Genomic DNA, 13,134 nt, shown 5'->3' with positions numbered 1-13,134 from the left:
GGGTTACCGTGACGCAGCGACAGTTCCGGCTCCCTGACCTCGGCGAAGGTCTGACCGAGGCGGACATCGTCCGGTGGCTTGCCCAGGTCGGGGACACCGTCACGGTGAACCAGCCCCTCGTTGAGGTCGAGACCGCGAAGGCGGTCGTCGAGGTCCCCAGCCCGTTCGCCGGGATCCTGGTCGAGACCCACGGCGCCGAGGGAACGACCCTCGCGGTCGGCGCACCCCTGCTGACCATCCAGACCGCCGACGCCGACGCCGACGCCGACACCTACGCCGACACCAACGCCGACGGGACGGGTGCGAACAGCCTGCCGACATCCCGGGACGCTGGCAGCATCGAGCGCACCCCAGTCCTCGTGGGCTATGGACCGAGGACGGCCGAGAGCCGCCGGCGCCGCCCTCGACGACCACCTACGCCAGCCGGTCCGATCCACACAGCCGGTCCGATCCACACAGCCGGTCCGATCCACACAGCCGGTCCGATCCACACAGCCGGTCCGATCCTCGCCAAACCGCCGGTCCGCAAGCTCGCCCGTGACCTCGGTGTCGACCTCGCATCCCTCGCCGGCACCGGCCCAGACGGCACGATCAGCCGGGCCGACGTCGAGGCCGCGGTGCGTGCCCCCGCCCGGACCGCGCCCCTCGCGGCGCCGCCCACGCGCGATGCCCCGCCGATCGGCGTCATCCCCGCCGGGGCCACCTTCTCCGCCGAGACGCGTACCTGGCACGTGCCTGTCACCGGCATCCGGCGGTCGATGGCGCAGGCGATGGTCGCCAGCGTCTCGGCAGCCCCGCACGTCACCGAGTTCCTCACCGTCGACGCGACGGCGACGATGGCCGCCCGGGACCGGATCGCGGCGCTGCCGGAGTTCACCATGATCAAGATCACCCCATTGCTGTTCGTCGCCAGAGCCCTGCTCATCGCCGTTCGCCGACATCCGATGATCAATTCATCCTGGGTCGAGGACGCGGGCGGTGGCCGGCCGGAGAACGGTGGCCGGCCGGAGAACGGTGGCCGGCCGGAGAACGGTGGCCGGCCGGAGATACATGTGTACGACCGGGTGAACCTCGGCATCGCCGTGGCGGGCCCGCGTGGGCTCGTCGTGCCCACCATCCCGGATGCCGGCCGGCTCGACGTCGTCGGGCTGGCTCACGCCCTGGCCGGCCTCACCACCGCGGCGAGGGCGGACCGGCTCAGCCCCGCGGATCTGCGCGGCGGCACGATCACCATCACCAACGTCGGCGTCCTCGGCGTCGACATCGGCACCCCGATCCTGAACCCGGGCGAAGCTGCGATCCTCGCCCTGGGCTCGATCCGACCGATGCCCTGGGTGCACGAGGGCCAGCTCACCGTGCGTACGGTGGTACAGCTGGCACTCTCGTTCGACCATCGCATCGTCGACGGCGCGCTGGGCTCCGCGGTCCTCGCCGACGTGGGTGCCGTCATCACCGATCCCACGGTGGCACTCGCCTGGTCCTGATCGACTCATCGGATCCACCAGTTGGCCACAAACGGGCACACTGCACGCAAGAGGGGCACACAACGGCCCAGATTCCGCTCCCTGGTACGGTTGCGCCTCTGACCGGCTTCCGGCACAAAGAGGTGGAACCATGACGCGAGTGGAGGCACTGCAGGCCGCGGACGAGTTCGTCGCCAAGGTTCTGACCTCCGCCAACTCCAGCGGCCGGTTCACCGGCACGCTCAACCTGGCTGAGCGGGTCGACCTCACCCTACGAGTGGCTCGGTTTCTACTCGAGGGTCAGTCTTCCTCGGACGCCGACGACATCCTCAAGCGGGACATGCGCAACGAGCTCGATCAGGCGTTCCCGCCGCTACGCACCTCCTGAACCGACCATCCCGGCTCGCCCCCGCGGACGAGCGCCCGGCCGGGTTCCCTGGTCCGTCCCCACGGACCGTCCAGGGAACCGGACCGGGCGGTGGGCAGGCGGACCGGTGAACGAGCACGGTTCAGTGCGGCGACACGGGATGGTCCCCTTCGACGTGCACGTGGATGGCCGGCTGCCCGTCACCGCAGGTCGCCTCCGGATGGCGTGAGGGGTTCAGCCGACGATCCTCCTCGGGGGTCAGTCCCAGCTCGCGCCGGTGCGGGGGCTCGAACGGAGCGGACGGGTCGACGATGATGCCGTCATCGAGCGGCCTGGGCGCGGGCACGCCGTTCTCGACCGACTCTTCGACGATCTTCCTGCGCCACTGGTCGCGGTACAGGGTGAGGCCGAGCCCAATGGCGCTGACGCACATCAGGATGATGCCCACGGCCGTGATGTCGAGCCCGGACGGTTCGGAGCGGACCGCGAAGGCGAGGATGGCGCCGAGGGCCAAGAGTAAAAGACTCAACGGGATTCCCATACCGGTCCATATACCCTTCCGCGGCAAGAACGCAACCCCGCCGCGGCAACATCAGAACGCCTCCTCCGGCAGTTCCATGAGCCCGAGGCCGGTGGACTCCAGCGCTACCCGGCGCGCCGTCAACTCTGGTAGCACGTTGGCCGCGAACCAGCGCGCGGCGGCCACCTTGCCCTGGTAAAAGGCGGCGTCCCGAGCGGGCCGGGCCCCGGCGGGCACCGGAGAATCCTGGGTCCGCAGGGCTACCTCGGCGCCGCGCAGGAGCAGCCATCCGATGATCAGGTCACCGAGGCTCATCAGCAGCCTCGTCGTATTCAGGCCGACCTTGTAGATCGCGGCGGCCTCCTCGGCGGCGGCGGTGAGGAACCCGACCAGCGAATTCACCATGCTCTGGACGTCCTCAAGGGCCACCCCCAGCGCCTCCCGCTCCGCCCGCAGCGCGCCGTTGCCGGCCTCGCCCTTCACGAACGTCTGGATCTCGCCCAGCACGGAGGCCAGCGCCTGCCCCTGGTCCCGGACGATTTTCCGGAAAAACAGGTCCTGGCCCTGGATCGACGTGGTGCCCTCGTAGAGAGTGTCGATCTTGGCATCGCGGATGTACTGCTCGATCGGATAGTCCTGCAGGTACCCGGAACCACCGAGGATCTGCAGTGAAGAGGCGAGCAGCTCGTAGGACCGTTCGGAGCCGACCCCCTTGACGATCGGGAGCAGCAGGTCGTTGATGCGTTCGGCGAGCTCGTCGGCCTCCCCCCGCTCGCCGGCCAGCGCAACCCGGTCCTGGAACGTCGCGGTGTAGAGCACCAGTGAACGCATGCCCTCCGCATACACCTTCTGCATCATCAGCATCCGGCGGACATCCGGATGCTGAATGATCGTGACACGCGGTGCCGTCTTGTCCGACGCGCGGGCCAGGTCCGCACCCTGGACGCGGGTGCGGGCGAACTCGAGCGCGTTGAGATATCCGGTGGACAGCGTGGCGATGGCCTTGCTGCCCACCATCATCCGGGCGTACTCGATCACCTGGAACATCTGGGCGATGCCCTCGTGGACGTCGCCGACCAGCCAACCGACCGCCGGCGCCCGCTCACCGAACCGCAGCTCGCAGGTGGCGGAGACCTTCAGGCCCATCTTCTTCTCGATGTTCGTCACGTAGACGCCGTTACGGGCGCCGGGCGTGCCGGTCCGCGGATCGGGCATGAACTTCGGCACCACGAACATCGACAGGCCCTTACTCCCCGGGCCGTGCCCCTCCGGCCGGGCGAGCACGAGGTGGATGATGTTCTCCGGGACATCCCAGTCCCCGTTGGTGATGAACCGCTTCACGCCCTCGATGTGCCAGGTGCCGTCGGGCTGCTCGATCGCCCTGGTACGACCGGCCCCGACGTCGGAACCCGCGTCCGGCTCGGTGAGCACCATCGTCGCGCCCCAGTGCCGTTCGATGGCGAACTCGGCGAGCTGGCGCTGCCATTCGTTGCCGAGCCGGTGCAGGATCGCCGCGAACGTCGGGCCGGCCATGTACATGAAGATGGCCGGGTTCGCTCCGAGCAGCAGCTCCGAGGCCGCCCACGCGACGGTCGGGGACGCACCCAGCCCACCCAGGTGCGGCGGAAGGTAGAGCCGCCACCACTCACCGTCCAGAACGGCCTGGTAGGACTTCTTGAACGACTCCGGCAGGGTCACCGACCCGGTCGCCGGATCCAGGGTCGGCGGATGACGGTCGGCGTCGGTGAAGGACTCGGCAACAGGTCCGGAGGCGAGGTGATCGAGCTCGGCCAGCACCTCGCGCGCGGTCTCGGCGTCCATCTCCCCGAAGGGACCGGTGCCGAGCGTGCGATCGACCCCGAACACCTCGAACAGGTTGAACTCGATGTCTCGCAGATTGCTCCGGTAGTGGCCCATCAACGGCTCCTTCCCGGGACCGCCGGACACCGTGATCGGCCGATGCCGGCTAGCTACTCGTGAGTACGTTGTTCCCATGCTACTCACGAGTAACCCGTTGACAAGAGTGGCGGCTGGGAAGAAGTCGTCGCGATCCAACTTTTCTCCGACAAACGGGGAAGACCCGGGGCCGGGCACGTCTACTCTTGCCACTCATGCGCGACCCGGCCACCCAGGAGGTACGGCTCGCGGTCGTCATGACCGGTGGCGCGAGCCTCGCCGTCTGGATGGGCGGGGTCGCCACCGAGATCAACCTTGCGACCAGCCCGGACCGTGACCGGGCCGACGACGCGGACGACGCGGACGCCGCCGTCGCTGCCCGTTACGCCCGGCTGGCGGCCATCCTCGACGTCGAGGTCAGTGTGGACGTACTCGCCGGCACCTCGGCCGGTGGCATCAACGCCGCCATGCTGGGCTACGCGAACACCCACCACGCCGATCTCACCCCGCTGCGGGACCTGTGGCTGTCCCTCGGCTCGTTTGACGCGCTCATGCGCACCCCCCACGAGAAGACGTATCCCTCGCTGCTGCACGGGGACACCGCCGTGCTGCCCGCGCTGCACACCGCCTTGACAGCGGTGGGGGAGACGGCCCGAGCCGGCATGGCCCGAGCCAGCATGGACCGCCCGACATCGGTCTTCATCACTACGACGATCCTGCGCGGCGAGGTCGCCGAGCACGCCGACTCACTCGGCGGCACCATGTACGACGTCGACCACCGGGGCCTGTTCGCCTTCGGCACGCAGGACCTGACCGACCCTGGCGCGGTCCCCCGTCTCGCCCTGGCCGCACGGGCCAGTTCCGCCTTTCCGGGCGCCTTCGAGCCGGCCTACGTGCCGGTGGGGCACGCCGTCGACGCCGCGCACCCGGACATGGCCCGCTACGTCAACGCCTCCCACGGATTCCACGCCTCGGACGGCGGGATCCTGGTCAACCGCCCGATCGGACCGGCGCTGGCGGCCATCTTCGACCGGCCCGCCGAACGCCAAGTCCGTCGCGTGCTCGCCTACGTCGTGCCCTCGCCGCGGATGTCGGTACCGACGAATCCGGCGGTACCGACGAATCCGGCGGCAGCAACCAGGACGTCCACACCGCCCGCCCTGCCTGCGCCACCCATGGTGATCCCCACGCTCCTCCAGGTGCTCGGCGCGGCGCTGAACCAGTCGATCGGTACGGATCTGGCGACGCTACGCGACCACAACAGCGCCGTACGCGGTACGCGGGCGAACCGGCGACGGCTGCTGCGCCTCGCCCCGGCCGGTGGTCCCCGATTAGCGGACGAGAGCGTCTATGACGCCTACCGCCGCAGCCTGGCAGAGGAGATCGCCCCACCGGTGATCGAGGCGCTGCTGCGCGTCCTCGGTGGTCGGTTCGACCTGCCCCGTCCCCCGGACACCGACGCGCTGCGCACCGACGCGGCCGGACCCGCCCGGATGACGAACGCCGCGGTCAACGCCGTGGTCCAGATGCTTCCCGACCGGCTGCCGACCACGGCCGACCTCGCCGACCTGTGGCGACTGGGCCGACCCGCGCTCGACGCCGCCAAGGGCCTGCTGATCAACATGATCAACGAAGGGTACGTCCTCTCCCCCGAGCCGGCGGACCGGATCCGACTCGCCCGGCTCGCGGCGGCCGTGCACGGCGCATCGCACGCCACCATCCGGAACACCGCCACCACAGCCACCACCGACATCACAGCCACCACAGCCACCACCGACATCACAGCCACCACAGCCACCGCGGCCCTGCGGCCCGGCGTCTTCACGACGGTCAGCGAGACCCTCGGTGCGATGGCCGGGGCACCGCTGCTCGACGTCATCGCCGAGTCTGCCCGCCGCTGGTTGCGGACCGACCCGGAGGGCGACGCGGGGCAGGACGAGCTCACCCGGGCCTGGCGCTCCCTGGAGCGGATGATCGAGACCCTGCGGACCGGGCTCACCGATCTCGTGGACCGGCGGTCCCCCGCGGCCCCGCCTCCGGCGGGACCAGAGACCAGGCCCGAGGGTCTCAGCGCCGGACAGCGCCGGGCGGTGGCGGCCCGGACCCTCGCGGACTTCGTCGGGTACCTCCCGTCGACTCCCGCGGACGCCCTGATCGCCGTGCTCGACGTGCACCTGGTCGAACGAAGCACCGGCGCCGCGGTCCTCGATCAACCGGTTGAGCTCGTCCAGATCAGCGCGGATCTACCGAACCGCCTCGATCCCGCCCGCGCACTGGCCGAGGAGAAGATCACAGGCCTGCAGCTGGGAAACTTCGGCGCCTTCGCGAAGTCCTCGTGGCGGGCCAACGACTGGATGTGGGGACGGCTGGACGGTGCGGGCTGGCTGGTCCGGATCATGCTGGATCCACGCCGGCTCGTGATCCGCCGGGACACCGCCGTCCCCGCCGGTCACGCCCACGCCGCGGCGCTGGCCCGCCGGGGCTGGCTGGTGGATCTGGTCGACGATCTCACCGAGGTGGCCGGCATCCCGGCGCCGCGGGAGGTACTCGACGAGCTTGGCTTTCTGACCGATCCGGACGCCCCCGTGCCGCCGAACCTTCCGGTCACGGCGACCTGGGTCGCCGCCGGCATCCAACGGGACATCGCGGCCAAGGAGCTGGTGGGGGTCGCCGAGGCGGTGCGGCGCGACAACAAGGCCGGGGTCGATCCGCGGCCCACCGCCGACTTCCTCGCCGCCGTCGACCGGGCCCTGACCGTGGAACCGAGCCGGCCCGGGACGACGACCGGACCGGGGGCCTCGGCGGTACCGGAAGAGACAGGCTCCCCGAACCTGGACGAGCCGCGCGGCGCCGAGGTCATCTCGCTGGCCGCGGCCGTGGCCGCCAGGATCGCCGCGGGACAGACCGGTGCCCACCGGCCTGCCGGCGTCGACAGTTCGGCTCTGGCGCGCCGACCGCCCCGGCCACCCGGGCTCAGCGGCGTCCCCGTCACGCCCGGCGCGCTGCCCCCGCGAGCGGTGGACAAGGTACTTGAGGCCTGCCGCGTCTCGGACGAGCGCATCACCGACGCGGCGCAGGGCCCGGTTCTGGTGACCGCCCTGGCCCAGATCGTGGCCGTGGTCGTCGCCTGGGCCGCATCGACCCGCCGGCTGCCACGGCCCCTGCGGCCGGTCGCGTTCCTCGCCCGGGCCGTCACCCGTCTCGCCTTCGAGATGATCCGGGATGTCACGCACGGCCGGCGGCGGATGACGATCGCGGTGGGAACAGCGCTGGTCGGCCTCGGCACGGCCGGCGGGCTGACCGGTTCGGGCATCGTCGGCGGCCTGGGGATCGTCGTCGGCCTGATCGGCCTGCTGATGATCGGACTTACCGGCTGGCGGCACCTGCCCGGAGGACTGGCGGTCGTGGGAGCGGGGCTCATCGCGGTGTTCGCGGCGGCCGGTGTCGTTCCGGTGATCCATGACCGGCTCTTCCCCTGGCTACACGACGATGTCGTGCCCTACCTGGCCGATCATCCGTGGGCATGGGCGACCGTCTTCGGAGCCCTGGTGCTGCCGGCTCTCTGGTCCGTCGCCGAGGCCCTCACCACCCGCCGGGCCCGCCGCAACGGCTGATCATCCCGGCGGCATCGGTGACCTGGCGGCTCGGTGACCTGGTGACGTAGTTCAGGAGATGTCGGACCAGGTCAGGGTGCCCGTCGGGTCCCGAAGGCAGGACACCGGGCGGCCGGCGGAGTCCTGGACGATGCGCCCGACGTCCTCGGGGCCGCAGTTCCCGCCCTCATCCGGCCGAGCCGCGGGAGCCGGGGCGGGCGCCTCCGTGGACCATCGACCGATGCCGGCCGGGCCGGTCCCGCCGACGGGCGCACAGAACAGCACAAGGCCGTTGACGGCGGTCGCGGGCGAGGTGTCCTCGGCGGGGGAACAGGCCTCTCCGACGAAGACGGAGGATGCTCGCGGAGTCGGCACCGGCAGTGACGCGACACCGTCCGGGGCGGCGGAGGTTCCGGAGGGACCCGGCGCCCGTGAGACGTCAGGCGTCGCAGCCGCGGCGGAGGTCCCGAGCGCACCCGGGCCGCCCGGGTCCTGAGACGACGCACTCGGCGTGACCACCGAGCCCGGCCGGGCGGCCGAGCCGCCGGACCCGCTCGACCCCGGCTCCGAGCATCCGACGACCAGCGCGAGCAGCAGCCCTCCGGCCACGGTCAGGCCGAGACGGCCACGGCCTCGAAGACCAGCACGGCCTCGAAGACCGCCATACACGGCGTACCTCCCGTCGCACCTCGGGAGCCGGAGTCATACCCCGGTCCAGGCCGCCCGATCTCAAGACCTGTGTTCCAGCTTAGGTAGCCTGCCGCTCACACCGTGGTCACTTGCCCGAACTGGGAGATCCGATCGTCCGCCGCCACGGGAACCAGTGTCCCGTCGACCTCCATCTCCGTCGCGACCTGGGCCAGCCGAACGGCGGGCCGCGCTGGCAGCGGCGCGGTGTCCGCCTGGGTCCCGAGCTCCACCCAGCCGACCAGCACCTCGTCCGAGGTCAGCCCGAACGCCCCCCGGACCTCGGCGCTGTCCTGCATCGGCACCGACTTCCAGGCCGAGGCGACGCCGAGCGCGTGCGCGGCCAGGCAGATGTTCTGCGCCGCCGCCGCAGCCGAGGCGTCCTGCTCGGCGACCGGAACCCTCGAACCGACACGGGATGCGACGACGGCGATGAGCGCCGGGGAACGGGTGGCCTTGCCCGCGGTCTTGCGGATGACCGGCTCGGGCAACCCGCCGAGGGCCTCGGCGGCCCGCTTGATCGCCGCCGCCAGGGTGGCGCGGGCATCGCTCTGCACGACCACGAAGCGCCAGGGCCGCAGCATCTTGTGATCCGGCGCCGTGGTGGCGGCGCTAAGCATGATCATAATCTGCTCCACCGTCGGACCGGGTTCGACGAGCCGGGTCGCTGTGCGGCGCGTCATCAGGCAGGCGAGAGCGTCCATGAAAACTCCTCGGGGGATCGCGGTTCGGGGAGCCCCCGCGGGAAGTACCGAGTCTCCCGGCCGGCGACCGCGACCCAGCCAGCGGTGACAGCCGCCGGTGGATCTGGAACGGTGACAGGTTACCGTAGAGATTGCCCCGCTCGGACCTCCGCCGGGAGGCTCTCGTCACCGCCGTCGTTGAAATAGACCATCTGGCCAAGCGATACGGGTCCCAGCGCGCCGTCCGGGACGTGAGTTTCACGGTGCGGGAAGGGAACATCACCGGTTTTCTGGGGCCGAACGGCTCCGGCAGGACAACGACGCCGCGCATCCTGCTGAGTCTGGTCACCCCTGGTTCCGGCAGCGTGCTGATCTTCGGTGGCTGCGGGGCGGTCGAGGTGAACGCGGTCGGCCGGGGAGTGCTGGCCCAGGTGGCGGCGCTCCTCGCGGTGCGGCGGGAGCTGCCGTCATGACCGCGCCAGGCCGGCCGCCGGCGGATGAGCCGTCCGGGTCGCGCCGTCCCGGCCGGGACCCGGCGGTGGCACCGGCGTGGGATGGGTCACCTCAGGCGCGTCGGGTACGCGCATCCCCCACCGGATCGGGTCGCGATCGGCCTACCATCCGGCACATGGTGCCGTGCCCGACATGCGCGGAGGACAACCACGAGCGGGCGCGCTTCTGCTCCGGATGTGGGAACCCCCTGCCCACCCCGGGGAGCGGCGCCCGGAAGACCGTGACGATCATGTTCGTGGACATCACCGGGTCCACCGACATCGGCGAGAGAATCGACTCCGAACCGCTGCAGCAGGTCATGTGGCGGTTCTTCACCACCGTCCGTGAAGTGATCTACACCCACGGCGGATCGGTCGAGAAGTTCATCGGCGACGCCGTCTTCGCCGTCTTCGGCATTCCCGTGCTGCACGAGGACGACGCGCTGCGCGCGGTTCGCGCCGCCCTCGACATCCGGGCGGCGATGGAGGCGCTCAACGCCGACCTGCAGCGCGAGTGGGGCCTGAAACTGCGGGTGCGGATCGGGATCAACACCGGCGAGGTGACCGTCGCAGGCGGTGGCGTCACCGGCGATCCGGTGAACGTCGCCTCCCGGCTGGAACACGCCGCTCCCCCCGACGAGATCCTCATCGGGGACACCACCTACCGCTTCATCCGGCACAGCGTCACGGTAAGCCCGCTCGGCCCCCTGGTCGTCCAGGGCAAGCGCGACCCGCTGCGGGTGCACCGGTTGATCGGGCTGGTAGACCCGACCGCGGGTCCCGGCAGCCGGGCCCCGACCCATGGCTTCACCGCCCCGGTCATCGGGCGTAACCGGGAACGCCGCCGGCTGCAGGACGCCTTCGAGGCCGTGGTCGAGGAACGCAGCTGCCACCTTTTCACCGTGCTGGGCCCGGCGGGCATCGGCAAGTCCCGGATGGTCGGCGAGTTCTGCGCGGCCATGGCGAACCGGGCGACCGTGCTCACCGGGCGTTGCCTGTCCTACGGCGAGGGCATCGCCTACTGGCCGCTGATGGAGATGGTGCGCCAGGCCACTGGCCTGTCCGCTGACGAGAGCGCCCCGGACGGGCGGCGTCGGCTGCGGGAACTGCTCGACGGTGTCACCCAGGCGGCGGAGATCGTCGAGGCGCTCGCGCCCCTGGTGGGGCTGGGCGGCGCGGAACTCGGTCCGCAGGAAAGCTTCTGGGCCGTCCGGTCCTTCTTCCAGGCGCTGGCGGCCCGACGCCCGCTGATCCTGTGGTTCGACGACGTGCACTGGGCCGAGCCGACCCTGCTCGACCTGCTGGAGAACATCGCCGACTGGTCCCGCGACGCCCCCATCATGCTGCTGTGCCTGGCCCGCCCGGAACTGCTGGAGGAGCGGCGGGACTGGGGAGGCGGCAAGCTCAACGCCACCTCGATGCTGCTGGCGCCGCTGACCGAGGCGCGCTGCCAGCGCCTGATCCGCACCCTGATGGGCTCCGACGACCTCGACCCGGCCCTCGTCTCCCGGATCACTACCTCCGCGGCCGGCAACCCACTGTTCGTCGAGCAGATGGTGGCGGCCCTCGTCGACGACGGCCTGCTGCGCCGGGAGGGCAGCCGGTGGATCGCCACCGGCAGCCTGCGCAACGTGACGGTGCCGCCGACCATCTCGTCCCTGCTCGCGGCCCGGCTCGACCGGCTCGACCCGCCCGAACGGCGGGTCCTTGAACGCGCCGCCATCGTGGGGGAACGCTTCTACCTCGACGCTGTCATCGACCTGTCAGACCCGAGCGAACAGCCGATGGTCGCCGCCCACTGCCTGAGCCTGGTCCGCAAGGAACTGGTGCATCCGGACCGGTCCGACCTGCCCGGCGTCGAGGCGTTTCGGTTCCTGCACGTGCTGCTGCGCGACTGCGCCTACCAGTCCACCGCCAAACGGCAGCGCGCCGATCTGCACCAGCGGTTCGCCCAGTGGCTGCAGACCCGGCTGGAGGGTGGCCCCGGTGAGCACGACGAACTGGTCGGCTACCATCTGGAGCAGGCGTTTCGTTACCGGGTGGAGATCGGGCAGCGCGACACCGAGACGATCGAGCTGGGCCGATCCGCGGCGACCTGTCTGATCGAGGCGGCGGACCGGGTGCGCCAGGGCGACGAGACCGGCGCGGCCCAGCTGCTCAAGCGGGCCATCACCCTGCTGCCCGAGACGGACCCGCTGCGGCTACGGGCCGAGATCGACCTCGGCTGGGCGCTGTACTCGTTCGGCCGGCTCTCCGACGCCGAGCGCATCCTGCGCCAGGTGACCGAGCGGGCCCGGCGCGCCGGGGAGGAGGGCCTGCGGGCCCACGCCCGGCTCGCGTACCTGCGGGTGCTGTTCTCCACCGATCCGGAGGGCCTGGTCGCCAGGACGCTGACCGAAGCCGCGGTATGCCTGACCAACTTCGTGCAGGCCGGCGACGAGGTCGGCGCGGCGCTCGCCTGCCGCAGCCAGGCCAATGCCTACCTGGCGGCCGGGCAGTTCGCCGCGGCCGAGCGGGCGATGGAGAACGCCGTCCGGCACGCGGAGGAGTCCGGCGTGCCCCGGGCCGCGCAGTCGCTGCGCCGAGAGCTCACCATGCTCATGAGCTGGGGGCCCCGGCCGGTCGCCGTCGGGATCACCCGGGCGAACGAGGCCCTCGACGCCGCCGGCGACGACCGGGCTCTGCGTCGGGCCGTGCTCGCCCAGCTCGCGCTCCTCACCGCCATGTCGGGGGATCTGGAGGGCGCACGGATCCATCTCAAGGCGACCGAGGAGATCGTTCACGACCTGCGCGCCCCGCGGGCCGACCCCTTTCATGGCGGGTTCGTCGTGGCCCGGGTGGCGCTGCTCGCCGACGAGCTGGCAGTCGCCGAGCGGGAGCTGCGGCGAAGCTGCCGACAGCTGTCCCGGATGGGGGAACGCGCGTTCCTGGCCAACCGGGCCGCGGCACTCGCCGACGTTCTCGTCCGGCTCGGCAAGGTTGACGACGCGGGCAAGTATGTCACCCGGTGTCGGGACGCCGCCGCTGCCGACCAGCTACCGGCCCAGGCCGGATGGTGCGGGGTCCACGCGAAGCTCCTGGCGCTGCGCGGCCGCGATGCCGAGGCCCTCCGGTTCGCCGACACCGCCGTCGATCTCGCCAGCCGCACCGACGACGTCGACGGCCAGGGACATGCGCTGCTGTCCCGCGCCGAGGTTCTCTACCGGGCCGGCCGCAAGGACGACGCCGCCGAGAGCCTGGAGGCTGGCATCACCCGGTATCTGCACCGGGGCAACGTCGCCGCGGCAAACCTCGGCCGCCGGCTGTTCGACGCGCTCGACGGCCCCCCGCCGGGAACCGGAGGCCCCCCACCAGGGACGGGAGACCCCCCACCAGGGACGGGAGACCCCCCGCCAGGGACGGGAGACCCCCCGCCAGGAACTGGCTAGCGGGGG

At 71.4% G+C, this 13,134-nt stretch carries 9 protein-coding genes; 5 read left to right on the top strand and 4 right to left on the bottom strand.

Translation table 11 applies throughout. The features are described 5' to 3' along the window. Positions 1-8 precede the first annotated feature (8 nt). On the top strand, positions 9-1,484 hold the full coding sequence (locus AC08OO_RS03015) for a dihydrolipoamide acetyltransferase family protein (RefSeq protein ID WP_476609030.1): 1,476 nt from the start codon (positions 9-11) through the stop codon (positions 1,482-1,484). Positions 1,485-1,614: 130 nt separating this feature from the next. Further along, a complete protein-coding gene (locus tag AC08OO_RS03010; RefSeq protein ID WP_011434531.1) occupies positions 1,615-1,851 on the top strand; it encodes a hypothetical protein in 237 nt (78 codons plus the stop codon). Between the two features lie 121 nt (positions 1,852-1,972). On the opposite strand, the gene AC08OO_RS03005 is transcribed toward AC08OO_RS03010, so the two are convergent. Next, entirely contained in the window at positions 1,973-2,359 is a 387-nt protein-coding gene (locus AC08OO_RS03005) for a hypothetical protein (protein WP_476609029.1), read from the bottom strand. A 63-nt stretch (positions 2,360-2,422) separates the two neighbouring features. Further along, positions 2,423-4,267, bottom strand: a complete 1,845-nt coding sequence (locus AC08OO_RS03000) for an acyl-CoA dehydrogenase (protein ID WP_476609028.1) — start codon at positions 4,265-4,267, stop codon at positions 2,423-2,425. A 194-nt stretch (positions 4,268-4,461) separates the two neighbouring features. Between AC08OO_RS03000 and AC08OO_RS02995 the strand changes: the two genes are divergently transcribed. Further along, positions 4,462-7,860 (top strand): patatin-like protein, encoded by a 3,399-nt coding sequence (locus AC08OO_RS02995; RefSeq protein WP_476609027.1) that lies wholly within the window; start codon positions 4,462-4,464, stop codon positions 7,858-7,860. A gap of 51 nt (positions 7,861-7,911) precedes the next feature. Here AC08OO_RS02995 and AC08OO_RS02990 read toward each other — a convergent pair whose 3' ends face one another. Together AC08OO_RS02990 and AC08OO_RS02985 are read right to left on the bottom strand one after the other, a co-directional pair. Further along, positions 7,912-8,448 (bottom strand): hypothetical protein, encoded by a 537-nt coding sequence (locus AC08OO_RS02990; protein WP_476618217.1) that lies wholly within the window; start codon positions 8,446-8,448, stop codon positions 7,912-7,914. A 155-nt stretch (positions 8,449-8,603) separates the two neighbouring features. Beyond that, a complete protein-coding gene (locus AC08OO_RS02985; RefSeq protein WP_476609025.1) occupies positions 8,604-9,230 on the bottom strand; it encodes a nitroreductase family protein in 627 nt (208 codons plus the stop codon). Positions 9,231-9,361: 131 nt separating this feature from the next. Between AC08OO_RS02985 and AC08OO_RS02980 the strand changes: the two genes are divergently transcribed. Together AC08OO_RS02980 and AC08OO_RS02975 are read left to right on the top strand one after the other, a co-directional pair. Then, a complete protein-coding gene (locus tag AC08OO_RS02980) occupies positions 9,362-9,682 on the top strand; it encodes an ATP-binding cassette domain-containing protein (RefSeq protein WP_476618216.1) in 321 nt (106 codons plus the stop codon). 155 nt (positions 9,683-9,837) lie between these two features. Further along, positions 9,838-13,128, top strand: a complete 3,291-nt coding sequence (locus tag AC08OO_RS02975; protein ID WP_476609024.1) for an AAA family ATPase — start codon at positions 9,838-9,840, stop codon at positions 13,126-13,128. The last annotated feature ends 6 nt before the right edge of the window (positions 13,129-13,134 follow it).

The organism is Frankia sp. CeCAU1, assembly GCF_977971845.1.
This window is presented reverse-complemented; position numbering and strand designations above follow the sequence as displayed.